This window comes from Cellulophaga fucicola, from assembly GCF_900119145.1.
In the GTDB taxonomy this organism is placed as follows: domain Bacteria; phylum Bacteroidota; class Bacteroidia; order Flavobacteriales; family Flavobacteriaceae; genus Cellulophaga; species Cellulophaga fucicola.
Map to the genome: position 1 here is coordinate 266,221 of NZ_FPIY01000003.1, position 26,446 is coordinate 292,666.

Below are 26,446 nucleotides of genomic sequence, written 5' to 3' on the forward strand. Positions count from 1 at the left end.
TTGGCAGGGTCCTGTTTACGTAATTACTACTCCTAATTTGAACAAAATTAAAATGGAAGAAAAAACAGATGAATTAGACCACTATTTAGACAATCACTATATACATCGTAGTAATTGGTTAAGAGCTGCTGTCCTTGGAGCTAATGACGGAATTTTATCAACAGCAAGTATTGCAATTGGTGTTGCTGCTGCAAGTAACTTAAGAGAACCTGTTATTTTGGCAACATTAGCTGGGTTGGTTGCTGGCGCTTTATCTATGGCCGCTGGAGAATATGTTTCTGTAAGTTCGCAAACAGATGTTGAAAAAGCTGATATTGAACGAGAAAAGAAAGAATTATTTGAGATGCCAGAAATTGAATTACAACGACTAGCTGAAATTTATGAAAAAAGAGGTTTAAAAAAAGAAACAGCCTTAACAGTAGCTAAAGAATTAACGGAGCACGATGCTTTAGGAGCACATATTAGAGACGAATTAGGAATTAACGACATTAGTCAAGCTAAACCTATACAAGCTGCATTTGCTTCTGGCGCAGCATTTACAGTTGGTGGGTTACTTCCTTTTTTAGTAACGCTCTTTCTGCCATTAAAAAGTATGGAATATTCTCTTTACAGTTTTGCCCTATTTTTTCTTATTATTTTAGGTGCATTAGCAGCTAAAACAGGCGGCTCTAGTATTAAAAAAGCTATTGTTAGAATTACATTCTGGGGAACTGTTGCAATGGGACTAACTGCTCTAGTTGGTTATATTTTTAACGTAAATGTTGGGTAAACACTACCTACAATTAACACTAATACTTAGTTTTTGTTCTCTCACAATAAAACTCCAGTTTTTCTATTCAGTTTCTATTTGCTAAATTAGGAGCTTAAACACAAAACAGTAAAGCTATAAAAAATGGAAAGATTTAGTAAAAAATACATCAGCACAAAAGAACTAGAATGGGAAAAACTTGGTGGTGGAGTATCAAGAAAGTTCTTAGGTTACGATAACCAAATTATGATGGTAAAAGTAAAGTTTGAAAAAGGTGCATTAGGAGCGCCTCACCAACATTTTCATACACAAGCTACTTTTTGTGTTTCAGGTAAATTTGAATTTGAAATTGATGGAGAAAAGAAAATCGTAGAAGCAGGAGACGGTGTCTATATTGAACCTAATTTATTACACAGTGCTGTTTGCCTAGAAGAAGGAATGTTAATAGACACATTTAGCCCTGTAAGAGAAGATTTCTTAAGTGGTGGCGGTGTATCTTATTTTGGAGATAAATAGTCTTAAAAAATTACAAATGCGTAGTACTGCTTACTTGCACTGCTACGCATATACTACTCTTTACCTACACACATTACTGTATTTAAATATCTTACCCAAATTAAAGGCTATATACATAGCAAAATAGTATATGAAACTAAAAGCAGTAATAATTACTCTAATAGGGCTTTGTTCTACTTTAAATGCGCAATCGAAAAAAGAAAATAACCTTAACTCTATAATTACCAGTTTTGCAAACAGTATAAAAAAAGACATAGAAGAAGATAATACTAAAGGCAGTATATCTATTGCTATAGTAAAAGGAAATTCTATTATTTGGTCTGGTGCTTATGGGTATGCGGACTACAATAACAATTTAAAGGCAGATTCCGCAAGTATTTATCGTACAGGATCTATCTCTAAATCTTTTACAGCCTTTTTAATGATGCAACTGGTTGAAGACGGAACTATTAAATTAGATGACCCAATAGAGAAGTATTTGCCAGAGATTAGTGAACTAAATGGTTATTCAGATGCAACAAAAATCACTTTTAAACATTTAGCCAGTCATACATCTGGATTAATTAGAGAACCCAAATTAAAGAATGCTGCCTCTGGTACTATTGAAGAATGGGAAAGTAAAGTTTTACAATCAATTCCAAAAACATCTTTTAAATATAAGCTTAGAGAACAATACAGCTATTCTAACATAGGCTACGCAATTTTAGGATTAGCCATTTCTAGAGCCGCAAAAAAATCGTTTATAACATTGGTTAAAGAGAAAATATTTAATCCGTTACATATGACCAATAGCTTTTTTATTGTACCCAAAGACAGAATAACTCATCTTGCAAAAGGTATGGACACCTCTTCTGCTGGAAAAAATAACTCCAAAGCAGAACTAGAGCATAAAGGTCGAGGATATAAGGTACCAAATGGTGGTATTTATGCTACACCTAATGATTTAGCAAAATTTGCGGCAGCTAATATGGGATATACAACATTACTAAGCAAGCATAGTTTAGACACAATGCAAAGCAAGCATACGCCAGAAGAAAATTATGGCTTAGGCTTTTTTCTTTATCAAGATAGTAACGTTTCTACAGTTGGCCACGGCGGAGGAGTTGCAGGTTATACTTGCTGTCTTTTTTTTGATAAAGAAAGCCAGTACGGAGTAATCTTAATGCGAAACTATAATAACGGCAATACTAAACTTATTTCAGCTTCTAAAGAATTAATTAGAAAATTGAAAAGCCCCTCTAAAAATTAGTTTAGAGAGGCTTTTTTTATTTTCTTTTTTTCTTCCATGGGGCATTCTTTTTCCAGTTACCCGCCATTATACAACCATATGGTAAAACTTCATCTACAACTTTCCCTAGGTCAAAATCGTTCATTTGCCTACGTACACTAGCTGCATTTTTATATGCACTTGGCAATTCTGTTATATCAATTTCATTAGAATAAAAACGAACATCTAAATTTTTAGTTTCTTCGTTAAAAATATCTTCTAAAGTACCTAATTTACTTTTTCTATGCTGTGTTCTACTCATATTTCTACCTGCTCCGTGAGGTGCAAATCCTAAATTTGTTGAGGTTGTTTCTCCTTCAACAATTAAAACTGGTTCCGCCATATTTAACGGTATTAATCTAGGACCTGTGATGTCTGGCATAAATTTTTTATCTAGCGGAGTTGCTCCTTTTGCATGGTAAAACAAATCACCATCTTTAAATACAAAATTATGTTCGTTCCAATACCTATTCTTTTTTTCCACCCCAAGCTTTTCTAAAGTAGCATGATGCAAACATTCGTGATTCTTTTTTGTCCATTTCCTTACTATCTGTAAAGCTTTCCAGTACTCTTCTCCTTCTTCTGTATTAAAAGGAATCCAAGCATTTTGCTTTAATGTTTCTGGAGATAACTCTTTTCTAAAACGTTCTGCAACTTTCATACCTTTGGAATATAAGTTTGCTCCAAGTCCCCTACTTCCGTGGTGTGTAATCATCATTGTATTTCCTGTTTTTTTTGATGTACCTACAAACAAAAAATGATTACCATCTCCTTGAGTTCCCAAATGTGACCTAGCAACAGAAATACATTTTTGATTATTTAAAAAGTAATTAGCCTCTATTTCCTCTAATAGGTCTGATGGAAATCTAAATTGAGAGTCTCTTGACCTACCACCTGGTCCAAAATGTGTAATACTTTGTGCTACGTCTAAAACATCTTTGGGACTAACTTTTCCAAAGTCAGTTAACATTACGGAACAACAAATGTCTGCACTATGCATACCTGGATGAATTGCATTATTTGCTACAGCCACTCCACCTACAGGAATAGTACCTATTGGGCCAGTTGGGCAAGCATCTGGCATTATTACTCCTGATACAATAGTTGGTGTTTTCATTAACTCTACCATTGTATCTGTAACATTCTTTACATTTACCTCCTCTATCTCATTCTCTGCTTTTATATTAATATTAAATAGAACTTTATTGTTATTTAAGCCTAAAGGTTCTGGAAATTTAAAATTGGTTAAATATGTTGTTAATGCATTTCCTTTTAAATCGTTATCATTAATAAAATTTAGAGCTTCTTTAAACCATTTAGCTGGCTTATATCCCATTTTAATTAAATCTTCTCCTGTAATTCTCTTTTTGTTTTCCATATTTACCTTTTTTAACTCCGCCGACTCCTTGTTCGGCGGAGTACTACAAATAACCTTTACTAAGGTCTTAATTATGATTCCGGTACAAATATTAGCCCTACCTACGCAATCATTTTGCGTAGGTAAAAAAAAGTTATACTTTTCTATAAAAATATTTTATGTCCGTTAACAAAAATGCTTTAATTAGGTATAAAACAATTGATAAATGCCTTCAAAATAGATACCGTAAATGGACATTAGAAAGTTTAATATCTTCTTGTTCTGATGCACTTTATGAATATGAAGGAAGAGAAATTAATGTGAGCAAGCGAACTATACAATTAGATATACAAATGATGAGGAGTGATAAACTAGGTTACAATGCTCCTATAGTTGTTTATGATAAAAAGTTTTACAAATATGAAGATGAAAGCTTTTCAATAACTAATATTCCTTTAAATGAAAATGATATGAATGTGTTATCTGAAACAGTTGAAATGCTAAAACAATTTAAAGATTTTTCACTTTTTAGTGAACTTGGTGGAATTATACAAAGGTTAGAAGACAAAGTATATTCAGAAAAAACTCAACAGTCTTCAATTATTCATTTAGACAAAAATGAAAAATTAAAAGGACTTGAGTTTTTAGATGTTATATATCAAGCAATATTAAAAAAAATAGCAATAAAATTAACTTATCAATCCTTTAAAGCAGAGACGCCCTCTGTAATTGGCTTTCATCCTTATATTTTAAAAGAATTTAATAATAGGTGGTTTTTAGTTGGTAGAAAATCAGAACAAATTGTAACTTTTGCTTTAGATAGAATTATTAATATAGATTATGATACATCTATAGAATATAAATTAGATAATTTTGATGGCGACAAATATTATAAAGATGTAATAGGGGTTACAGTTACTAATATTAGAGCAGAACGTATACAATTTTGGGTAGATAAAAATAACGCTCCATACGTAGAGACAAAACCTTTTCATAGGTCTCAAAGAATTATAGAAAAAACAGAGGATGGAGTTATTTTTAACATTTTTGTAAAAATAAATTTTGAGCTAGAAAGAATGATTTTAGGTTTTGGAGATTCTATAAAAGTTATTAAACCTAAAAAATTAAGAGAAAGAATACACTCAAAACTACAAAAGGCCAATAAATTATATGAAAAATAGAATTAGTAGTAATTTATATACTACTAATCGTTATTAAAACCAAAAAAGCCTTTACATTTCTGTAAAGGCTTTTGTTTGCTTGTGGTCCCACATGGGCTCGAACCATGGACCCCCTGATTATGAGTCAGGTGCTCTAACCAGCTGAGCTATAGGACCCGCAAATTGCGGATGCAATATTACTATTTATTTTGTTACAATCCAAAATAAGATTGCAGTTATATTTACTTTTTTATTTGGCTACCGTTGGCGCTTCTTGGCAAAGCTCTATTAATGTGCCATTTGTACCCTTAGGATGTAAAAAAGCAACTAGCTTATTATCTGCTCCTTTTTTAGGTGTTTCATTTAAAACCACAAAACCTTCTGCTTTTAAACGTGCAATTTCTGCAACTATATTATCCACAGCAAAAGCTATATGGTGTACACCTTCTCCTTTTTTTGCAATAAACTTTGCTATAGGGCTATCTTCTTTTGTTGCCTCTAACAATTCTATTTTATTTGGTCCTTGCATAAAAAAAGAAGTCTTAACACCTTCAGACGCTACTTCTTCTTCCTTATAACTTGGTGTTCCTAAAAGCTTTTCAAACAAGATGTTAGATGCTTTTAAGTCCTTAACTGCTATTCCTATATGTTCTATTTTTTGCATAATCGATCTTTAAAAATATAAAAGCTAAAATTACAACAATAAATCTTTTGCGTAATCCCTAGGATACTAGGCTAAGGTATAGGAGTCTAATGATATAAATTGTACTTTTGCCCCATGGAAACTCAAAGACAGAAAAAAATAGGAGGCGTAATACAAAAAGATATCGCAGATATCTTACAACGCGCAGTGATTGATGGAGGTTTGCGTGGAACACTTATATCTGTTTCTAAGGTGGTTGTTACTACAGATTTGTCTATAGCTAAAGTATATATTAGTATTTTTCCTCATAAAAATTCGAAAGAACTTTTAGAAGGTATACAGTCTAACCAACCGCTTATAAAGCACGAACTTTCTCAACGTACCAAAAACCAATTACGTCGTGTACCAGAATTGTTATTTTTTATAGACGATTCCTTGGAGTACATAGATGGTATAGAAAAATCTTTAAAAAGGGAAGAAAACCCAATAGAGAACCCAGATTTATTAGAACGCAGAAAAAAATCTTAAGATTGAATTTTCCGCTGTACATCGCTAAGCGATACTTACGTTCTAAAAGCAGTCAAAACGCTGTAAATATTATCAATTTTATTACTTTTTTAGTTATCGTAATTGGTTCTGCAGCGCTTTTTATTGTTTTGTCTGGCTTTGCCGGATTAAAAACATACAGCCTTAGTTTTAGTGAAAGTTTTGATCCCGATTTAAAAGCTTCTCCCTTAACCGGAAAATTTATATCGGTTTTACCTGAACAAGAAGCTAAATTATCTAAAATAGATGGTGTACTTGCCTTTTCTAAAGAACTAGAAGAAAAGGTATACTTTTTACATAACGAGAAAAGCCATATTGGTTACATTAAAGGCGTAGATAACAACTACAACAAAGTTACAGGTATAGATAGTACGTTATATTTTGGTGAGTGGTTAATAGACAGCCAGAGAGGTGTAGTTGGTATTGGTATTGCTAATTTGCTAGGCTTAACTATAAACAATTACAGAAGCCCATTACAAATACTAGTTCCTAAATCTAAAAAAGGAGCTATTAACCAAGGCGGACTAAACAAGGCTCCGTACAACCAACACAATGTTGTGATTAGCGGTATGTATAACGTTGCCGAAGATTTAGACAAAAAATACTTATTTACAGATTTACCTGTAGTACAAAAGCTTTTAGAAAAAGATAGCTTACAGGTTTCTGCTCTAAACTTTAAAATAGACGCAACTAAAGATATTGCTGCCATTAAGCAGAGCATTACTACTGTTTTACAAAATAATGTGATTTTAAAAGATAGACAGGAGCAAAATAGTACGCTACACCGTATGTTAAACACAGAGAACCTGGCAACATACCTAATTTTTACCTTAGTGCTTATTATTGCCTTATTTAATGTTGTAGGCGCTATTATTATGATGATTTTAGACAAGCAACAAAACTCTAAAACACTTTACTACTTAGGTACTACAATTAAAGAGTTACGAAGTATTTATTTTGTGCAAGGCACCTTGGTTACTAGTATTGGTGGCTTGGTTGGTGTTTTTATAGGATCTCTACTAATATGGTCGCAATTAGCCTTTGGATGGCTTAAAATAAACGCATTTTTAGCATACCCTGTAGAGTACAAGCTATTAAACGTTGCTATTGTTTTAGCCACTATTATAGTATTGGGTCTTATTTCTGCAAAAATTGCTAGTAGTAGAATAAGTAAAAAGTTAATTACTCAATAAAATTACTTCTTTTTAGAAATTCTACCCCGTAATTAAAACTTTACACTAAAGACTTTGTACTTAATATTTTTTTAGGACTTTGTACTACTCCACTAAGAAAACTGGTAATCTCCAAACTTATCTAAAACTGCATCAAACGTGGCAAAAACATCTGGAGATTCATCACTAGTAACCATTTTCATACGATATTCTTTAAAATCTGGAATACCTTTAAAATAGTTTGTATAATGTCTGCGTGTTTCAAAAACACCTAGCTTTTCACCTTTCCAATCAATTGCCATTTGTAAATGCCTACGAGCTGCCTCTACACGTTCTTGCATTGTTGGTGGTGCTTTGTGTTCTCCTGTTTCTATAAAATGTTTAACCTCGTTAAAGAACCAAGGGTAACCAATGCTTGCTCTACCTATCATAGCGCCATCTAAACCGTACTCGTCTCGCATTTTTACCGCTGCTTCTGGTGTATTTACATCACCATTACCAAAAACAGGAATATGCATACGTTGGTTATTTTTAACCTGAGCAATTGGTGCCCAATCTGCATCGCCTTTATACATTTGTACACGTGTTCTACCGTGTATAGCTATTGCTGCACAACCTACATCTTGTAAGCGTTCTGCAACCTCAACAATTTTAATAGAGTCTGCATCCCATCCTAAACGGGTTTTTACTGTAATTGGCAAGTTGGTATGTTTTACCATAGCATCGGTTAACTTAACCATTAGGTCTATGTCTTTTAAGATACCTGCTCCTGCACCTTTACTTACTACCTTTTTTACGGGACAGCCAAAATTAATGTCTATTATATCTGGATTAGATTTTTCTACAATCTCTACAGATCGTAACATAGAATCTAAATTTGCACCAAAAATTTGTATGCCTACTGGGCGTTCTTTTTCATAAATATCTAATTTCATAACGCTTTTTGCAGCATCACGAATTAAACCTTCTGATGATATAAACTCTGTATACACCACATCTGCTCCTTGTTCTTTGCATAACGCTCTAAACGGTGGGTCGCTTACGTCTTCCATTGGTGCTAACAACAACGGAAAATCTGGTAACTGTATGTCTCCTATTTTTGGCATTCGGCAAATTTACAACATATCCGCTATCTAAAAAATAGAAAAGATTCTATCTTAACCCTATGTCTTTAGAAATTAATAACCTTACGTACTTAGGAGTATATACCATTGGTAGTTTTTAAACATAAAAAAAGCGAAAATCCAATTAAGGAATTCCGCTTTAACAATTTATAGTTGTTAGCTAGTGTGTCGCTTATTCGTTAGAAGCCATTAATGCAAAAAACTTATCTATGTTAGGTAAGATTACAATACGTGTTCTTCTATTTTTAGCTCTATCTTCTTTAGAATCGTTAGATGCTAAAGGCTTATAGCTACTTCTACCAGATGCAATTAATTTCTCTGGTGCTACATTATATTTAGTTTGTAATTTACGTACAATAGATGTTGCTCTTAATACACTTAAGTCCCAGTTATCTGTTACTTTAGGAGTACTAATAGATCTTGCATCTGTATGCCCTTCTACCATAACTTCAATGCTAGGCTCAGAGTTAATAACGTCTGCTAATTTTTGTAAAATAGCATCTGCTTTGTTGCTTACATTGTAGCTAGCAGTGTTAAATAATAATTTATCAGAAATAGAAATCATTACAACAGTATCGTCAATATCAATTGCGATATCATCATCTTCATTTAAACTATTTGTACCAATAGATTTTTTTAAGTTATGAGACAATGCTAAGTTCATAGAATCTTTAAGTGTTTTAGCACCCATTAATTGTTCTGGACTAACGTTTTTTAATGTCTCACGCATTTTAGCTTTAACATTGTTAGAAATAACTGCACCATCTGCAGAAATTAATTTAGCATCGTTATCTTCTGTTAAAGCAGTAATTTTAGAGTTGTAATCTGCAACTCTTGCTTCAATTTTAGCAAATTTTGCTTCTAACTCTTCTTTTTCAACAGCAGTCTTGGTTAATTGACTTTTAGTTTCACCGTGAGCTTGTTGCAATTCTACATATTTCTTTTTAGAAACACATGATCCCAATAAAACTACTGCGGCTAACGCTAATGATATCTTCTTCATAATTTTAAGTTTTGTTTTGTTCTGCTATAGATACGGGTAGAAACTAAAAATAGATTTTTTACAATTAATATTTACACACTAACAACTAATTATCAAATAGATACGACTCAAAAAAAATAAGAATTAAACAACTCAAAACATCACTTTTAAGCTATTTTAAGCCTAAAAAACAAGAAATAACTACTCTTAAAAGGCAAAAGAACCCTTGTCTTGTTCATTTTCTTTATCTAAATTATAGACCCTTTAAATATTAGACGTTCATAACCTATAAAATATAAACTATATTTGCAGCTACTTTAGTAATATATATGAAGAATATTAGGAATTTTTGCATTATTGCACACATAGATCACGGAAAAAGTACATTAGCAGATAGGCTTTTAGACTTTACGGGTTCTGTGACAGACCGTGAAAAACAAGATCAACTTTTAGATAGTATGGACTTGGAGCGAGAACGTGGTATTACCATAAAATCGCACGCCATACAAATGGACTTTGAATATAAAGGAGAACAATATATTCTAAATTTAATTGATACTCCTGGCCACGTAGATTTTAGCTATGAGGTATCTAGATCTATTGCTGCTTGTGAAGGTGCTTTATTAATTGTAGATGCTGCACAAAGTATACAAGCGCAAACAATATCTAACCTATATCTTGCTTTAGAAAACGATTTAGAAATAATTCCGGTTCTTAATAAGGTAGATTTACCTAGTGCAAACCCAGAAGAAGTAACAGATGATATTGTTGAGCTTTTAGGTTGCAAACCAGAAGATGTTATACACGCAAGTGGTAAAACTGGCTTTGGTGTAGATAATATTTTATCTGCAGTTATAGAACGTATACCTGCACCAGTTGGTAACGTAGACGAACCGTTACAGGCATTAGTGTTTGACTCTGTTTACAATCCTTTTAGAGGTGTAGAAACATATTTTAGAGTTATTAATGGTGAAATTAAAAAAGGACAAAAAATAAAATTTGTAGCAACTGGCAAGAGTTATTTTGCAGATGAAGTTGGTACATTAAAACTGTCACAGGTTATAAAGCAAAGTGTAAAAGCTGGTGATGTTGGTTACTTAATTACAGGTATTAAAGATGCCCGTGAGGTTAAAGTGGGTGATACTATTACAGACTCTGCAAACCCAACAGTTAACCCTATTGCAGGTTTTGAAGATGTAAAACCAATGGTATTTGCTGGTATTTACCCTGTAGATACAGATGAGTTTGAAGAATTACGTTCTTCTATGGAGAAATTGCAGTTAAATGATGCCTCTTTGGTTTTTGCACCAGAAAGTAGTGCTGCTCTTGGTTTTGGTTTTCGTTGTGGCTTCTTAGGAATGCTACATATGGAGATTATACAAGAACGTTTAGAGCGCGAGTTTAATATGACTGTTATTACAACAGTACCTAACGTTAGTTACCACGCATTTACTCGTAAAGACCCAGATACGCCACTTATTGTTAATAACCCTACAGATTTACCAGACCCGTCTAGTGTAGACCGTGTAGAAGAACCATATATTAAAGCTACCATTATTACAAAATCTGATTTTGTGGGTAATGTTATGTCTTTATGTATAGAGAAACGTGGACAAATTACAAATCAGAATTACTTAACACCAGAGCGTGTAGAGTTGTCTTTTGATATGCCACTTGCAGAAATTGTTTTCGATTTTTATGATAGATTAAAAACAGTATCTAAAGGGTATGCTTCTTTTGATTATACACCTATAGGTATGCGCGTATCTAAATTAGTACGTGTAGATATTTTATTAAACGCACAACCGGTTGATGCTTTATCTGCTCTTATACACGCAGACAATGCCGTACATATTGGTAAAAAAATGTGCGAGAAGTTAAAAGAGTTAATCCCAAGACAACAGTTTGATATTCCTATACAGGCTGCAATTGGAGCTAAAATTATCTCTAGAGAAACAACTAAGGCTTTACGTAAAGATGTTACCGCTAAATGTTATGGTGGTGATATTTCTAGAAAACGTAAACTTTTAGAGAAACAGAAAAAAGGTAAAAAACGTATGCGCCAGGTTGGTAACGTAGAGGTACCACAAGAAGCATTTATGGCCGTATTAAAGCTTAACGATTAATTTTATTACATTGTAATTTACAATTTTTAGATATAGAAAAACCTTCATTTAATAATGAAGGTTTTTGTTTTTAATACAAACCTGTCTAAACTCTATTACTCTAAACAAGTTTGTTATTACTTTACACCATAAACAAGGTTTTAGTGTACTGTACTTTAAAATTAGAGTACAAAAAAACCGCCTTAAACATACCACTGTTTAAGACGGTTTTACAACTAATAACCAACCTAAAAATTCTTCTATTTTGTTCGTAGTCTCTTCACTGTTTTTACATCGTTTGTAGACTTCGTTCTTTTTTTATCTGTTACAGAGGCATCACCTTTTATGTACTCTCTGTATCCTACTCCTGTAAAGTCATAAACCGTGCCAGAGTTTGGATGATACAATTCTATTGTTCTATCATTTATTACATAAAGCTCAAAATAATCGTCTCCTAAGTAATCATAATCTAACTCTAATAATTTTAAAGTTTCATCACCATCAACGTCAAACACTTTATAATCACCTTCGTAATCCCAAGTTAAGTTGTTAGGGCGTGTACCATTGTTATCTATAGAAGACCTAAATGTATCTGTACCTCTATCTGTAAAAAACTGTAAAAAGTTCTCTGCATCAAAATCATTTATAGCACCCTCTTCACTTGTGTATGTTTTTTCCCAAGCATTGTATTCTTGTAAAAAGTACTTTAGGTTATCATAAAAAACATAATCATAATCAAACGTGCTTTGCCTGTATCCTTTTAAATAGTAAGATGTGTTTGTAGCAACATCTAACAACTCTAATGTATTGCTGTTAACAACATAGACCTCTAAAGGCCATCTACCATCTACAGCGTGGTTAATACGTATACCATCATTAAAAACATCGTAATTACCAACATCTATACCGTAGCCATTACCTGTTTTACCAATACCAACAATATTATTATTAGCATACAAACGGCCATTGTTAAATGTTATGGTAAATGCACGTTGTAAAAAAGGCACTTCTCCGTTTCCTTGGGTAGCATTAATATCTACATACCAAAGATCATATTTATGAATCGCATTTTCTACAGAAATTCCTGGCTCTATATAATCGTGATCAATTATAATCTCTGAGTAGCAAGATGAAACTAAAGTTCCCAATAGCAGTAATCCAAATAGTAGTTTTGTTCTCATAATAAAAATGTATTGGTTCTGTTTACTCTAAAACAAAGGCTGTGCCAAAAATTACAAACCACTGATTAACAACGAGTAATAAAAACAAAAACAGCTAAACTTATTTCTTTTGTATAGGTTGATGTTTTAAAAAGAACATAAATTAGCTAAAAAAACACTAGCACTAGTACACACATTCTTTTGTTAATTTGATAATCTACAGGCACCAAATTTCCGCTATCATCAAAATTTTATCTACTTTTGATTTACTAAATCAATTTTATGAAAAATACTACAAAATTCGCTGTTTTAGGTGGTGGTAGCTGGGCTACTGCAATTGTAAAAATGCTTACCGAAAATGTAAGCACAGTAAATTGGTATATGCGTAATACAGATGCCATTGCGCATATTAAAGAGCACAGTCACAACCCTAATTATATAAGCGCCGTAGAGTTTAATGTAGATCAGTTAGAGCTGACTTCAGATATTAACACTGCTATTTCTAATGCCGATGTTGTAATTTTTGCAATTCCGTCTGCCTTTTTAGTAAAAGAATTAGAAAAGCTAACGGTTTCTTTAGAAGGTAAAATTATATTTTCTGCTATTAAAGGTATAGTACCAGAAACCGGATTAATTGTAGGAGAACATTTTAACCAGACCTATAATGTACCATTAAATAATATAGGTGTTATTGCAGGTCCTTGTCATGCAGAAGAGGTTGCACTAGAGCGTTTATCTTACCTTACAATTGCCTGTGCAGATGAGAAAAAAGCAAAATTAGTGGCTAAAAACTTAAGTAGCGATTATATAAAGACAAAAACATCTGACGATATTATTGGCACAGAATACGCTGCTGTATTAAAAAATATTTATGCTATTGCTGCTGGTATGGCTCACGGTTTAGGCTACGGAGATAACTTCCAGAGTGTACTAATGAGTAATGCTATTAGAGAAATGAAACGTTTTATTAAACGTGTACACCATATGAAACGTAACATAAACAACTCGGCTTACTTAGGCGATTTACTTGTTACAGGATACTCTGTTTTTAGTAGAAATAGAATGTTTGGTAATATGATTGGTAAAGGATACACCGTTAAAAGTGCTATGATGGAAATGAGTATGGTAGCAGAAGGCTATTACGCAACCAAGAGTGCACACTTATTAAACGAAAAACACACTAAAAAGTCTAAAACACCAATTATAGATGCTGTTTATGCTATTTTATATGATGGTAAAAACCCTAAAAAAGTGTTTAATAATTTAACTGAAAAATTAGACTAACACAAACAGTACAATACTCTTTTAGTAAAGCTTGTTTTTAAAGTGATCTTATAATTGCTGTAAAAACAAGCTTTTTTATTGGGTCATTAACAAAAACAACATAAATTATAAGAAATTATGGCTTAAGAACGTTTAAACCTTGCAATACCAACAAACCACTAAATAACCTACAACAATGAAAAGCATTAAATCTGTACTATATAGAATTGTACTTATAATTGTATGCTCTCTTTTGGCAAAATCTTGTGTCACAGATTACGTGTACAAAGGTGATAAGGATAAAATAGAACAGCGCCAACAAATGCTAGACGATAACACTTTTGTTATGGCAGATTTGTCTAGTGAATACACAGAAACAACTGTTGCTAGGGTAATAAAAACATATAAGTTTAATTATTCTTTTACAGTAGACGGACGTGCATATACAGACGAAATTTCTTTAACAGAGTTACCAAGCTTTCCTAAGCTAAAACTGTACTATTTAAAAGAAGACCCTAATATAGTATCTGAAGATCCACAAAGCGAAATTACTACAGAAAATAAAAAAGGAGACTCTATAACAGATCTTTTAGTGGGTATTGTCTGGGGAATTTTAGCTGCATTAATTCTATTATCATTTCTGGGTAAGTCTTATAAAAAAGAACAAAAGACAGCAACACAACTTAAAGAACCAGCTGCGGCAAACACTACTACAACTGCTACACAAGAAGAAGAAAAAATAAACAAAGAACAAGAGCGCAAAGCAAAAGAAGATCCTAATAGGTTTATGCCTAAATAAACTTAAGATAAAATGAAAATTACCAACACTAAGTTTATTGACTTCAATCTAGCATCAGAAGATGCTAGAATTGAAAACTTTTATATAGATTTTATTCTATCTTCTTTAATAGCCGCGCCAATTGCTACTTATTTTTATATAGAGACAGACTCTATACTTTACCTTATAGCTATATTTTACAGTTGTAGATGGTTATATTATATGATTTTTGAAATGATATGTGGACGTACACCTGGTAAATTTGAAACTAGAAGCATTGTAGTAGATGCTAAAAAACAAAGGCCCCATTTTTTAAGATTGGCCATACGCAATTGGATTCGTTTTTACAGTGTCTTATCTGCAGTTAGCGATGATGAAATTGCATTACATGATAAGCTTTCTAAAACCTTTGTAATTCAAGATAAATCGTTAAAAAAAATTAACTTTAAAAAAATTGTATTTCTACTTTTCTTAGTAACCAAAGCTCTTTTTTGGGCAGCAATGTTAAATTTTAAAAATTCAACATCTATCTTATACATTAGTATGTTGGTAGTAACCTTAATTGCTGTAGTTTATACCGTAAACTTATTAATTTCAAAGAAAAAAAACAACCAATAGCCTTAACTAAAAAAACTATGGATGAAAAAATAAAAATATTAAAAATTATTCACCTTGCTATAACAGCAGGTTCTACCTTAGCTTATATTTTTATAGGCGATATTTCTGCGCTACAGAACTTTAAAGTGCCAGAGGTAAACGCAGGTTCTATCATCTTTTTTGCATTACCTCTTATTGCGGTTTTTGCCAGTACGTTTATGTTTAAAAACATACTAAAACAAGCAAAAGACATTAAGACCTTAGAAGACAAATTTGGTGTGTACCAAACCGCATCTATAGTGCGTTTGGCAATTTTAGAAAGTGCAACTTTTATAATTCTATTTTTAAAACAAGACTTTATGCTTTTTGGACTTTTAATTATACTTTATATGGTATTTTTAAGTCCTACTTTAGATAAAATGAAAAACGATTTTGAAAGCGTTCGTTTAAAATAATACATAATACTATGAAAAAAATACTATCTGTTTCCGTTCTCTTTTTATTGTTTTTTAGTGCCTGTAAAGAAACTACATCTTTAAAAATAGAACGAGACGGTGAGCCAGATGTGTTGAATGTTGCTAGTGAAAATGTTGCTATGAACCGAGCTATTGAAGAAGCCAACATAACCCTATCTAACTTTAAAACAGCTATACAAAGCAATAATAAAAACTACTACGGCTTTACGCTAAAACAAAAATTTAAAGATGCCGATGATAACTAAGAACACATTTGGATACAAGATATAACCTATAACAATGCTAAATTTAAAGGTATTGTTGGCAATAAGCCTTTGTACGACATTAATGTAAAGTATGGTGATACTATTGAGATAGATGAATCTAACATTAGTGATTGGATGTATTTTGATGATAAAATAGCCAAAGGCGCATACACTATTAAAGTACTACGCAACCAAATGTCTGCCGAAGAACAAAAACAGTTTGATATACAAAGCGGATTATTATTTGACTAACTAATTACCCAAGCAACCCTATACTATGAAAATAAAACTTATGCTACTTGCCCTAATACTAACAGTTATTGGTTGCAAAACAGACGAACCCGTAAAAATTGCAAACTTATCTAACCTATACGGCGTAGATGGTTTTGTAGACATACCACTAACCATTACAAATACGCAAGAAACAGACAATTACAACACCTACACCATTAGGGCAATTGTTGATACAGATACCATTGGTATGCTTGTAAAGCTTAAAAAAGGAATTAAAGCTGGTTTTGTAAATGGCGAACCTAAAAATATGTTTATAGACCAAGGCGTTAGCTTTATTTCTATGGGTGAGCAAAGTAATATGCTACTAGAGTTTTTAGCTAAAAAATACGAGATTAATAGCAGCAATAACAAACTTAAAGACACACAAGAATTTACTTGTGCAAACCTTAATACCCAAGACATAGATTACAATAAAGGTACTGGTAAATTTAAAATATTTTTAGAGGGTAAGGACGATTATGCTGAGCTGTTCGTAAATTTTGACTTTGCAAAAAACACCATCAATTTAAACGAAAAAGATAACGAGTACAGAGCGCCTCTGTTACGTTTGCTTAAAAAATAACACCAGGTAACATCAGCCTAAAAAATAGTATCATAATTACCATTACTCGTGCTTTGCTATAGTTGCAACTTGTAATTTTTAGTACCTTAGTTTTATGAACAAAATAGACATTAGAACTGTAAACGTTGTGCAGTATGTACAACCCTTACGAGAAGGTGGTTCTTTACCTGCTATTGTTAAGGCAGATGACGACTTTCTTTATGTTTTAAAATTTAGAGGCGCCGGACAAGGTAAAAAAGCCTTAATATCAGAATTTATTGGAGGCGAGCTTGCACGTGCCATTGGTTTAAGAGTACCAGAATTGGTATTTGCTAACCTAGACGACTCTTTTAGCAAAACAGAACCAGACGAGGAAATACAAGATTTGCTTAAATTTAGTGTAGGTCTAAATCTTGGTTTGCATTACTTATCTAGTGCCATAACGTACGATCCGTTAGTAACTACCGTAGACGCACAAACAGCTTCTAAAGTGGTGTTGCTAGACAGTATTATTAGCAATATAGACCGTACTGCAAAAAATACAAATTTACTTATTTGGAACAAGCAATTGTGGATTATAGACAATGGCGCTAGCTTTTATTTTCATCATAACTGGCCATTGTGGGAGAGTCACTTAACAAGAACTTTTCCGTTAATAAAAGACCACGTGTTATTGCAACAAGCAACAGCATTAGACCAAGCAAAAGAAGAAATTACAACCGCAATTACACCACAAATTATAGAAGATATTATTACCAACATACCAGAAGATTGGTTGGTAAACGACACCGATTCTTTAACTCCTGCGCAAATGAGAGCTGCATATACTGCGTATTTAAATGCAAAGCTTACAATGATAGACGCACTCGTAAAAGAAGCAAAAGATGCAAGATAAAGTTACGTTTGAATATGCTGTTATTAGAATAGTACCCAAAGTAGAACGCGAAGAGTTTTTTAACATTGGGGTTATTTTATTTAGTAAACGAAAAAAGTTTTTAGGTGTAAAGTACCATATAGATCGCAACAAGTTAGAGGCCTTTTGTAAAGAGCTAGATTATAACTTGCTTGTAGATTACCTAAAAGCGTGGGAACTTGTTTGCAAAGGTGAACCCGCTGGTGGCGCAATTGGTAAGTTAGAGTTGTCTGATAGGTTTAGATGGTTAGCAGCCTCTAGAAGTACCGTTATACAAAGCTCTAAGACCCATCCTGGTCTGTGTAACAATCCAGAAGCAACCTTAGAAAAATTATTTACCAATTACGTTTTATAATACCATTAAATAACAAAACCATAAATTATGAATTACACAAAACACAGCCTTAAATGTACTTTAACGCTAATAGTAACAGCGTTATTATTATATTCTTGCGGGGCAAAAGACAGCTACCAAACTGTAACTGTAGAAAATAAATACGAGCTTACTTTGCCTTCTTTTTTATCTAAAACAAGTGACTTAAATGATGATGCGTCTTTACAATACCAAAATGCCATAAGAGAGTTTTATGCAATAGTTATTTACGAGCCAGTAATAGACCTAGAAGAAGCCTTAGAAGAAGGAGGCCTAGCAGACAATTATAAAAACGACATTAGTGGGTATTCTAAATTAATGATAGATAACTTTAAGGAGTCTCTAATAAACCCTGTAGTCTCTAAAGCAACAGATACTATAATAAACAATATGCCTGCTAAAATAGTCTCACTTAAAGCTCAAATAGATGATTTAGACATCTTCTATGCTATAGGCTTATACCAAGGTGAAGAAGACTACTACCAATTGCTAACCTGGACACTAGCTAACAAAGAAAATAGGAATAAAGAAGAAATGAATAAAATTCTTTACTCCTTAAAAGAAGTTGAAACAACAGAAGTAGCAGAATAATTTTTGTGCCACTTTACAACTTAAATTAAGCCTTTACTATTTAGATAAACCTCTAAATAGTAAAGGTTTTTCTAGTTCCAAAAGCAATAGCTTCTTTAGTTCTTACTAATTATAATAAACCAAGCCAGAAAAGAGGTTATTTTTCTGGTTTCTATTTAAAAATGTCCTTTAACTTTTATGTGGTATAGACAAAGTATGGACATACAATAAAAATAAATTGTGTTGTATAAAAAATTATACGACACCATTCTTTGTTTAAAAATCACACCACTTTACAGCAATACCAAGTAACAAGCCTATTCTTCGTGGTAAAAAAATTGTATTAAAAAAATAATTTTAATCATCTAATAATCAGCCTGTCTATAAATTGTCCATTGACTTTTATTGCAAAAATAGAGTACTATCGTGGTTGTATTTAATATGGCATTTTACAATTGCCACAGCTATTTTATTGCAATTAGCTGCTAAATAACCATAGACTCAAAATGAGTAGTACTTAATATTAAAATTAAAAAGATGATTAAAAACTCAACAAAAATGATGGTTGCACTATGTGCATCTGCAATGTTATTAACCTCTTGTTACTCGTACACCAGTGTTGTAGGTACAGGAGCTCAAGGAAACAGTGAAACTAAGGAATGGAACCATTACCTAATTTATGGTTTAGCTCCTGTTGGTAGTTCTGACTCTAGAGCTATGGCTGGTGGCGCAGAGAACTATACGGTAACTACATCGCATTCTTTTATTACCGGTTTAGTTACGGGTCTTACTCTTGGTATATACGCACCAACAATTACAAAAGTTATTAAATAATACCAAACCAAAAAGAGAAAGACTAGGGTTAACCTCCTTAGCTTTCTCTTTTACATTTTATATACTTATGAAAAAAATAATATGTTACACCTCGCTATTATTTGCTCTTATATTATTTATAAATATTACGCAGCTATTAATTTCAGACCTTAGTAGACTAACCCATTATGGTATTGGTTATTTATTAGGTAAAGTAATTTTATTATTAGTTTTTTTAGCCATAGCATTCACCACTAAAAAGCATTAATTTTTATCCTAAAAACTGTCCTAATTTTTGTGGTTTTTGCAACAACCAACCCGTTAAACTATACCTGTTTTTGTAAGATTTTAGTACAGCGTGTGGTACAACATCACTCTTAAACAATACGCACCTACCTGCTAAGGGTTCTACTAAAAACGACTTGTTATCTGGTGTATAAATTTCTAGCTCACCACCATCACCCTTTTGCCAATTATCATTTAAATAAATAATAAAAGAAATGGTTCTGTTGTTTCTATTTTTAAATTGATCTAAATGCTTTTTGTAATATCCTCCTGGAGGGTAATTCGCAAAATGAAACTCGTACCCAGCCAAACTTAAAAAACAATACCTATTAAAAACATACATAGCTTGGTCTAGTACATCCCAAAAAGGAGCTATTTCTGTATCTCGTTCTTTATTTAACCAAAAAGTATGGTCTCCACGAATTTCTGTCTGTATCATATTTTTATCTAACGCACCAATACCCGCCTGTGCAAAGTAATCTAGTTTAGATAAAAAGAAGGTTTTAACATCTAGATACGTGTCTGTATCTAAAAAATCGTCAATAATTACGTAGTCGTTACAAGAAAGCTCATCTACCCAGGAGAGCCATTTCTCTGTGTTTTTTTCTGTATTCAATTTCTATTTAAGAAGCTGGTAAATATACCTATAAAAGAATAGTACCAATCAAAAAACAAAACCTAATAGAATAATCTTTTATCTACAATAAATAAGCCTCTTTTAAATAATTACTATCTTTAAAAAAAAGCTACTATGAGTCAAGAACTTAAAGAAAAAGCAATTGCATTTTACAAAACAGCTTACTTAGGTAATCCTAAAAAAGCTGTAGAATTATACGTAGGCGAAGAATATATACAACACAACCCAGATGTAGAAAACGGCACAGAGGGTTTTATAGCTTATTTTGAGCGTATGCAAACTGAATACCCAGATAAAACTATAGAGTTTGTTAGAGCCATTACAGAAGGTAATCTGGTTGCTTTACATACGCACCAAATTTGGCCTGGGAATGACCAATACATTACAATGGATTTTTTTAGGTTTAATACCGCCGGTAAAATAGTAGAACATTGGGATGCTATACAGCAAATACCTAAGACATCTAAAAACCCAAATGCAATGTATTAACCTGCCGCATTTAGTTCTTTACAACTAAAAAAGTGACCAAAAGATACTTTTACTTAAATAGCGTCGTTCTAAATTTTAACCAGTTTTAAGTATACACTTAAAACAAATAACCTTAACCAAATTTATAACCTTATGGACGGACTAAGAGTACTCTTGCTAGTAGCTGGTGTTATTATTTTACTTATCAACTTTTTTATAAACTCTGGTAATATTATTAAAATAGTTACCTACTGTTTTCAAACAAACTCTATTGCCAATTACTGGGATTTAATTTTTAAAAGTTGCTTTAGCGGACGCGCAATTATTTCATCAATAATAGGCCTTGTTTTAGCTATTATCATTTTTATAATTATTACACCAATTGTTTTAATTAGAGGTGCTTTGGGCACTAAAAAAACAGCTGCTTTATTAGACGAAGGTTTAATTTTTCAGTACCAAGATTTAAACTTAGAAAACGACAAACTTGTATTTAAAACCAACATTAATAATGAGCTAGGTATTCAAGTTCCAAATGTTAACGCATCTGGTAAACTTAGAGTAGATGCCATAATCGCTATTAGTGAAATAACAAAAGAGTGCGAAGCTAAAGGCTTAAAATGCGAATATAAGGTAATGCATAAATTACCTCTAGAAAGTAAAACGGAAGCACTTATACCACTATTTTTAACGGTAGACAACCAAGAAATCCCTACATACTTTATGTACACACCAACACACGTACAACAGTATAACAAAATAAGAAACAAGCTATATGCAGCTGGTTATAAAAAGACAATTTATTTTTCTACCATTCAATTTTAAAAAATTAAAAATGACAAAAAAAATACTCGTATGCATTGTCTTTGGTCTTTGCGCTAAGTTTGCTGCCGCACAAGAAATAAATTTATTTATAAAAGATGTAAAAGAAGAAAGACGTTTAGATACAGATGATAGTTATGTAGAACTAACAGCTTTAGTACAAGGTATTAAGATTGATGATCTAAACCAGATAAAAATAAAATCTATTACAAATGCTTCTGCAGATGATGGAAATACCTTACAGAAAAAAGAAAGCTTTTTTGGAGACGATTACAGTAGCGACAACGAATTTAAAATTAAACTAGAAGCGCCAACACGTAAAGCTACTAAACTAGTTAACATTGATGGTGTAATAAAATATTTTAGTCCAACTGAAGCTAATGGCGGAAAAGTAATAATTAACAACCCGCTAGAGAGTTACAACAAAAATTTACTGTCTAAAAAATACAAGGATGTAAAGCTTACTTTGGTAGACAAAGAGGCTTTAGATAAACTAAAAGAGAAGGACGAAAAAGAATACCAGAAAAAGGTTGATGAGCTTAAGGAATCTGGAGTCCTTGGCGAAGGTATGGCAGAAACTGTTGATGCTTTTAAACAATTTTTTGAAGGTTTTGGTGGTTTTGGTGATGAAAATGCCTTGTCGTTTTACCTAGAAGACCCTAAAGAGAAAATTGTAGATATTTTAATCTTTAATGCTGAAGGTAAAAAAATGAACTATGGTAGAAGTCAATACGGAGAACACAAACTTAGTATTAGTTTAAAAGAAGCAGCACAGCCTAACTGGAAGATTGAGATTTTAATAGAAAGTGACGGTGCTTTAAAAGAGCATACATTTAAAGTAGCAAACGTAATATTACCATAAAAATGCAATAACAATACTAGAATAACTTTTAAGTTATTCTAGTATTGTTATCCAAATTACAGCATCGTTACCAACCTCATCTACCACTGTAATTTTATGTACTCCCGGTTTGGGTTTCACAGCAATTTCGTGAAAGTCCGAAGTTTGTTTTACAAACTCATCATCTACATACCAAAAAACCTTGGTTTTTGTTTTAGCGTGTGCCAACTTAAAAACAACCTCATTGGTGTTTCCTTCAAAGTTTTTAGGCAACGTTATTTTTGCGCCGCTTTTAGGGTAAATAAACTCCATTACCTTAGCATTCTCTGTTTTACAATCGTTTCTAAAACTTGGTAACGTTTTATAAGTAACATTGGTTTTTTTATAATAAAACTCTTGTAATGGAGGTAATACAAACCAAGGCTTACTCACCATTGTTTCTAAGGGCTCACAAGACGTATTTACCTGAAACTGTTGCTTAGCATCTAAATGCACCAATTTATGGTACGGACAAGCTTCTACGTAGTTTTGCTTAGCAGGAATCTTTATTTTCTTTACCGGACAAATAGGAGTTGCCAAATACCCGCTAGTAGCACAAACATCTATTTCTGTAAACTCATCTAAAGGTTCTAAAAACCATTTTGTCTTAGGCAGTACATTAAAAACATCGAACAAAATAGGAGCTGCACTAGAAACACCGGTTACATTAGGTCTTCCCTCGCCATCTGCATTACCAACCCATACACCAACAACTTGGTCTTTTGTAACACCAATTGCCCAAGCATCTTTGTTTCCAAAACTAGTTCCTGTTTTCCACGCAATTTGTTTAGAAGAATCATAAAACTCCCAAGACTCTTGTCCTTCTGGTCTGTTTACCTCTTTCATAGCCTCAAAAGTTAAGTACATACTTGCGGCATCAAAAATTGTTTTTTGGGTAGATTTAGATCCAAAATCTACCTCTTGACTATCTTGTAAAATAGGTTCTGCAAACTCTTTTGTATAATACTCGCTAGAGGTTGTATTAAAATGATTTACTGTAGAAGCCATAGAAGCATAGGTTTTACATAAATCCCACAAGCTACTTTCTGCACCTCCTAAAATTAGAGTTAGTCCGTAATGATCTGCTGGCTTATTAATTCCTTTTAGATTAAAAAATTCTAATTGGTCTCTAAATTTTTGCAACCCGTACGATTGTAATAATCTAACTGACGGAATATTTAACGATCTAGCCAATGCCTTTTTTGCTTGTACTGCGCCACTAAAATTCTCATTAAAATTCTGAGGCGAGTATCCTGCTATTTGCGTTGGTATATCTGCTACCAACATATCTGGTATAAGCTCGCCAGCATCTAACATTGCTGTGTACAATAATGGTTTTATGGTACTACCTGTACTACGGTTGGCTTGTACCATATCTACATCTTTCTGGTGTTGTCTGTCTGTTTTTGTGTTCCCTACATACGCCATAACTTTACGGGTATGCACGTCTAAAACCAAAACAGCGGCATTAAACACCTGATTTTGTTTTAAGTGCGAATAATGTTTTTGAACCACAGCATTTACATTGGCTTGCAATGGTGCTTTAATGCTACTTACTATTCTTTCTCCCTTATGTTTTTGGGCAATATGCGTTACCAAATGTTGTGCTGTTTGCGGCAAAGCATATGGTTTTTGCGGCAATTCTTCTAAAAGTGATAAACTGTATGTAGTTTTGTCTATTATACCCTCTTCTAAAAGTTTTTTTAGTAATCGGTTTCTCTTTTTTAACAACCGTTGTTGATTTTTACCTGGATATATTAAACTTGGTGCATTTGGCAAAACGGCTAAAGTAGCTGTTTCTGCCCAAGATAATTGATGCGATTTTAACCCAAAATAACGCCAAGAAGCAACTTCTAAACCAACAACATTACCACCATAAGGTGCGTTACTGGCATACATTTTTAAAATTTCTTCTTTAGAAGACCTCAACTCTAAACGTGTTGCCCAAATAAGTTCTATAAATTTTTCTGCGTACGATCTTTTTTTACCCTCACGAGCCAAACGTATTACTTGTTGTGTAATGGTACTACCACCACGTACTGTTTTACCTGCTTTTATATTTTGTACAACTGCATTTGCTATAGAAACCGGATTAAAACCAAAGTGTTGGTAAAAATGTGCATCTTCAAACTGAAGTAAACAATGCTCAAACTTTTTAGGAATACTATCTACTTCTGGAAAACGCCATTGGCCATCGCTAGCTATTTGGGCTCCTAAAAGAACGCCCTCTCTACTCTCTACAACGGTTGCTGTAGGCGAATTAAAAAGTTGTTTTGGCAAACAGAAATAATAGGCAATTAAGAGTATTGCCAACACGCTGCTCTTTTTAGGATGTTTTGCTACAAACCTACCAACGCTAGTGTTTTTTATCTTACTTAAAAAACTCATACTCGCGCTCTACTTTACAAATTCTAACTTTATACCAAGTGTACCATTCCTTGTTTCCTTTGTGTTGGGCAAATGTATGGTCTGCGTGGTTTTTCCAATTGGCAATAGCCTCTAAACTCTGCCAGTAACTTACCGTAATACCAACAGATTCTCTAGCGCTTTCTATACCTAAAAATCCAGGTTGTTTTTGAGCCAATTCTTCCATCTGAATAGCCATTTGGTTGTACCCGTTATCTTCTATTGTTTTGGTTGATGTAAAAATTACAGCGTAATATGGTTCGTTATTCTTCATTCTATTTAAAAATTACTTTAATACCCACAGCAATATCAACCTAAAAACTTATACTATATATTGTTTTTCTATAAAGTAGTTTACCAACGCTTCTTTCATAAGAACAGTTTGTTCACCTGCTTTTAATGTTGGTAATTCTTCTTTTATAATGTAATGTGGCCAGCCTTCTTCGTCAAACATCTCAAACTCATAATACCCGTATGGTTCTAATAACCTACAAATGGCAATATGCATTAAGTTTATTTTTTCGTCTTTTTTATATGTAGCGTGTGGCTTACCTAATTCTTGTACACCTACCAAGTAAATAATTGCATCTAACTCTAACACATCACCATCTGCAAATTGTGCCGATAATTTTTCTATTAGAACATCCCATCTTTCTTTTAATTCGGTATCTCTTGACATTCTTATAATTACAATTTAGTTCTATTTTCTTCTGTTTTTTACAAAGATGTAAAGGTACAAATCAATATCCTATATTTGTAAAAACACTTGAGAATGAATTTTTTAGACATTATTTTAGGAATACTACTAATTTGGGGCCTTTACAAAGGCATTAAAAACGGACTTTTAATAGAACTTGCTTCTTTAGTTGCCCTTATTGCTGGTATTTATGCTGCTATTCATTTCTCTTATATTATTGGTAATTATCTTACAGAAAAATGGCAATGGGACCAAAGTACCATTAATATTTCTTCTTCTATTTTAACTTTTATTGTTGTTGTTCTTATAATAAATCTTGTTGGTAAATTACTTACCAAAGTTGCAAAAGCTGTTATGCTAGGAACCTTAAACCGATTAGCTGGTGCTATTTTTGGCACTTTAAAAGTGGCTATAATTATTGGTGCATTGCTTATATTTTTAGACAAGGCCAATAATAATTTAGAAATTGTAAAACAAGAAACTATAGAAAGTTCTGCACTTTACAATCCTGTTAAAAGGATTGGTGAGCTTGTGTTTGCTTATGTTATGGAAGAAACCAATACAGAAACTAACACCACAGATACACTTTAACTTTTTAGCAATAGCATTTA

Annotated in this window: 31 protein-coding genes and 1 tRNA gene; 22 read left to right on the forward strand and 10 right to left on the reverse strand. The window is 32.7% G+C overall.

All coding sequences use genetic code 11. The annotated features are described in order from the left end of the window. Nucleotides 1-52 precede the first annotated feature (52 nt). From BT107_RS11830 to BT107_RS11840, 3 genes are all read left to right on the forward strand, one after another. Nucleotides 53-769, forward strand: coding sequence for a VIT1/CCC1 transporter family protein (locus BT107_RS11830; RefSeq protein ID WP_072304020.1), 717 nt, complete (start codon nt 53-55; stop codon nt 767-769). 123 nt (nt 770-892) lie between these two features. Next, nucleotides 893-1,264 (forward strand): cupin domain-containing protein, encoded by a 372-nt coding sequence (locus BT107_RS11835; RefSeq protein ID WP_072304021.1) that lies wholly within the window; start codon nt 893-895, stop codon nt 1,262-1,264. 130 nt (nt 1,265-1,394) lie between these two features. Continuing rightward, a complete protein-coding gene (locus tag BT107_RS11840; protein WP_072304022.1) occupies nt 1,395-2,513 on the forward strand; it encodes a serine hydrolase domain-containing protein in 1,119 nt (372 codons plus the stop codon). Between the two features lie 16 nt (nt 2,514-2,529). Here BT107_RS11840 and BT107_RS11845 read toward each other — a convergent pair whose 3' ends face one another. Continuing rightward, nucleotides 2,530-3,909 carry an RtcB family protein gene (locus BT107_RS11845; RefSeq protein ID WP_072304023.1) on the reverse strand — a complete coding sequence of 460 codons (1,380 nt, stop codon included), beginning with the start codon at nt 3,907-3,909 and terminating at the stop codon, nt 2,530-2,532. 158 nt (nt 3,910-4,067) lie between these two features. On the opposite strand from BT107_RS11845, the gene BT107_RS11850 reads away from it, so the two are divergent. Next, nucleotides 4,068-5,069, forward strand: a complete 1,002-nt coding sequence (locus BT107_RS11850) for a helix-turn-helix transcriptional regulator (RefSeq protein WP_072304024.1) — start codon at nt 4,068-4,070, stop codon at nt 5,067-5,069. Nucleotides 5,070-5,151: 82 nt separating this feature from the next. Here BT107_RS11850 and BT107_RS11855 read toward each other — a convergent pair. After that, nucleotides 5,152-5,225: transfer RNA gene (locus BT107_RS11855), tRNA-Ile, on the reverse strand. Between the two features lie 73 nt (nt 5,226-5,298). Then, nucleotides 5,299-5,712 (reverse strand): methylmalonyl-CoA epimerase, encoded by a 414-nt coding sequence (gene mce, locus BT107_RS11860; protein ID WP_072304025.1) that lies wholly within the window; start codon nt 5,710-5,712, stop codon nt 5,299-5,301. 114 nt (nt 5,713-5,826) lie between these two features. On the opposite strand from mce, the gene rbfA reads away from it, so the two are divergent. Next, the gene (gene rbfA / locus BT107_RS11865; protein WP_072304026.1) at nt 5,827-6,219 is read left to right on the forward strand and encodes a 30S ribosome-binding factor RbfA; all 393 of its coding nucleotides are present in this window, start codon (nt 5,827-5,829) and stop codon (nt 6,217-6,219) included. 2 nt (nt 6,220-6,221) lie between these two features. Beyond that, entirely contained in the window at nt 6,222-7,430 is a 1,209-nt protein-coding gene (locus BT107_RS11870; RefSeq protein WP_072304027.1) for an ABC transporter permease, read from the forward strand. A 92-nt stretch (nt 7,431-7,522) separates the two neighbouring features. On the opposite strand, the gene dusB is transcribed toward BT107_RS11870, so the two are convergent. Together dusB and BT107_RS11880 are read right to left on the reverse strand one after the other, a co-directional pair. Next, entirely contained in the window at nt 7,523-8,515 is a 993-nt protein-coding gene (gene dusB / locus BT107_RS11875) for a tRNA dihydrouridine synthase DusB (RefSeq protein WP_072304028.1), read from the reverse strand. Between the two features lie 190 nt (nt 8,516-8,705). Further along, nucleotides 8,706-9,536, reverse strand: coding sequence for an OmpA/MotB family protein (locus BT107_RS11880; RefSeq protein WP_072304029.1), 831 nt, complete (start codon nt 9,534-9,536; stop codon nt 8,706-8,708). A 308-nt stretch (nt 9,537-9,844) separates the two neighbouring features. Here BT107_RS11880 and lepA point away from each other — a divergent pair, with 308 nt between their 5' ends. Continuing rightward, nucleotides 9,845-11,641 (forward strand): translation elongation factor 4, encoded by a 1,797-nt coding sequence (lepA, locus tag BT107_RS11885; RefSeq protein ID WP_072304030.1) that lies wholly within the window; start codon nt 9,845-9,847, stop codon nt 11,639-11,641. Nucleotides 11,642-11,880: 239 nt separating this feature from the next. Here the strand turns inward: lepA and BT107_RS11890 are convergent, their stop codons facing one another. After that, nucleotides 11,881-12,801: a nicotinic acid mononucleotide adenyltransferase gene (locus BT107_RS11890; RefSeq protein ID WP_072304031.1), complete on the reverse strand. Its 921-nt coding sequence runs from the start codon at nt 12,799-12,801 to the stop codon at nt 11,881-11,883. Nucleotides 12,802-13,062: 261 nt separating this feature from the next. On the opposite strand from BT107_RS11890, the gene BT107_RS11895 reads away from it, so the two are divergent. The 11 genes from BT107_RS11895 (at nt 13,063) to BT107_RS11945 (ending at nt 19,664) form a co-directional block, all read left to right on the forward strand. Beyond that, entirely contained in the window at nt 13,063-14,064 is a 1,002-nt protein-coding gene (locus BT107_RS11895) for an NAD(P)H-dependent glycerol-3-phosphate dehydrogenase (protein ID WP_072304032.1), read from the forward strand. A gap of 175 nt (nt 14,065-14,239) precedes the next feature. Beyond that, nucleotides 14,240-14,842, forward strand: a complete 603-nt coding sequence (locus BT107_RS11900) for a hypothetical protein (protein ID WP_072304033.1) — start codon at nt 14,240-14,242, stop codon at nt 14,840-14,842. A 12-nt stretch (nt 14,843-14,854) separates the two neighbouring features. Further along, nucleotides 14,855-15,439 (forward strand): RDD family protein, encoded by a 585-nt coding sequence (locus BT107_RS11905; RefSeq protein WP_072304034.1) that lies wholly within the window; start codon nt 14,855-14,857, stop codon nt 15,437-15,439. A 17-nt stretch (nt 15,440-15,456) separates the two neighbouring features. Further along, nucleotides 15,457-15,873 carry an MFS transporter gene (locus tag BT107_RS11910; RefSeq protein ID WP_072304035.1) on the forward strand — a complete coding sequence of 139 codons (417 nt, stop codon included), beginning with the start codon at nt 15,457-15,459 and terminating at the stop codon, nt 15,871-15,873. A gap of 11 nt (nt 15,874-15,884) precedes the next feature. Next, entirely contained in the window at nt 15,885-16,139 is a 255-nt protein-coding gene (locus BT107_RS11915; protein WP_072304036.1) for a hypothetical protein, read from the forward strand. Between the two features lie 12 nt (nt 16,140-16,151). Next, nucleotides 16,152-16,391 (forward strand): DUF2314 domain-containing protein, encoded by a 240-nt coding sequence (locus BT107_RS11920; RefSeq protein WP_280173629.1) that lies wholly within the window; start codon nt 16,152-16,154, stop codon nt 16,389-16,391. Between the two features lie 25 nt (nt 16,392-16,416). Next, entirely contained in the window at nt 16,417-16,995 is a 579-nt protein-coding gene (locus BT107_RS11925) for a hypothetical protein (protein ID WP_072304038.1), read from the forward strand. Between the two features lie 94 nt (nt 16,996-17,089). Next, nucleotides 17,090-17,869 (forward strand): HipA family kinase, encoded by a 780-nt coding sequence (locus BT107_RS11930; RefSeq protein WP_072304039.1) that lies wholly within the window; start codon nt 17,090-17,092, stop codon nt 17,867-17,869. Then, nucleotides 17,859-18,242, forward strand: coding sequence for a DUF3037 domain-containing protein (locus BT107_RS11935; protein WP_072304040.1), 384 nt, complete (start codon nt 17,859-17,861; stop codon nt 18,240-18,242). The genes BT107_RS11930 and BT107_RS11935 overlap by 11 nt, the downstream gene beginning before the upstream one ends. A 27-nt stretch (nt 18,243-18,269) precedes the next feature. Next, the gene (locus BT107_RS11940) at nt 18,270-18,851 is read left to right on the forward strand and encodes a hypothetical protein (RefSeq protein ID WP_072304041.1); all 582 of its coding nucleotides are present in this window, start codon (nt 18,270-18,272) and stop codon (nt 18,849-18,851) included. Between the two features lie 516 nt (nt 18,852-19,367). Then, on the forward strand, nt 19,368-19,664 hold the full coding sequence (locus BT107_RS11945) for a Bor family protein (protein WP_072304042.1): 297 nt from the start codon (nt 19,368-19,370) through the stop codon (nt 19,662-19,664). Nucleotides 19,665-19,914: 250 nt separating this feature from the next. Here the strand turns inward: BT107_RS11945 and BT107_RS11950 are convergent, their stop codons facing one another. Further along, complete coding sequence (locus BT107_RS11950; RefSeq protein ID WP_072304043.1) at nt 19,915-20,544, reverse strand: 2OG-Fe(II) oxygenase; 630 nt, start codon at nt 20,542-20,544, stop codon at nt 19,915-19,917. A gap of 135 nt (nt 20,545-20,679) precedes the next feature. Here BT107_RS11950 and BT107_RS11955 point away from each other — a divergent pair, with 135 nt between their 5' ends. The 3 genes from BT107_RS11955 to BT107_RS11965 all read left to right on the forward strand — a co-directional run bounded on the left by BT107_RS11955 (nt 20,680) and on the right by BT107_RS11965 (nt 22,714). Next, nucleotides 20,680-21,054, forward strand: coding sequence for a nuclear transport factor 2 family protein (locus tag BT107_RS11955; RefSeq protein ID WP_072304044.1), 375 nt, complete (start codon nt 20,680-20,682; stop codon nt 21,052-21,054). Between the two features lie 132 nt (nt 21,055-21,186). Next, nucleotides 21,187-21,855, forward strand: a complete 669-nt coding sequence (locus BT107_RS11960) for a hypothetical protein (RefSeq protein WP_072304045.1) — start codon at nt 21,187-21,189, stop codon at nt 21,853-21,855. A 10-nt stretch (nt 21,856-21,865) separates the two neighbouring features. Then, complete coding sequence (locus BT107_RS11965) at nt 21,866-22,714, forward strand: hypothetical protein (protein ID WP_072304046.1); 849 nt, start codon at nt 21,866-21,868, stop codon at nt 22,712-22,714. A 33-nt stretch (nt 22,715-22,747) separates the two neighbouring features. Here BT107_RS11965 and pbpC read toward each other — a convergent pair whose 3' ends face one another. The 3 genes from pbpC to BT107_RS11980 are packed head-to-tail and all read right to left on the reverse strand — an operon-like array spanning nt 22,748 to nt 25,817. Beyond that, a complete protein-coding gene (gene pbpC / locus BT107_RS11970) occupies nt 22,748-25,120 on the reverse strand; it encodes a penicillin-binding protein 1C (RefSeq protein WP_072304047.1) in 2,373 nt (790 codons plus the stop codon). Continuing rightward, nucleotides 25,104-25,412: an antibiotic biosynthesis monooxygenase family protein gene (locus BT107_RS11975; protein WP_072304048.1), complete on the reverse strand. Its 309-nt coding sequence runs from the start codon at nt 25,410-25,412 to the stop codon at nt 25,104-25,106. Before BT107_RS11975 ends, pbpC begins: the two co-directional genes overlap by 17 nt. A 48-nt stretch (nt 25,413-25,460) precedes the next feature. After that, nucleotides 25,461-25,817, reverse strand: a complete 357-nt coding sequence (locus BT107_RS11980; protein ID WP_072304049.1) for a hypothetical protein — start codon at nt 25,815-25,817, stop codon at nt 25,461-25,463. Between the two features lie 93 nt (nt 25,818-25,910). Between BT107_RS11980 and BT107_RS11985 the strand changes: the two genes are divergently transcribed. Continuing rightward, on the forward strand, nt 25,911-26,426 hold the full coding sequence (locus BT107_RS11985; protein ID WP_072304050.1) for a CvpA family protein: 516 nt from the start codon (nt 25,911-25,913) through the stop codon (nt 26,424-26,426). Nucleotides 26,427-26,446 lie beyond the last annotated feature (20 nt).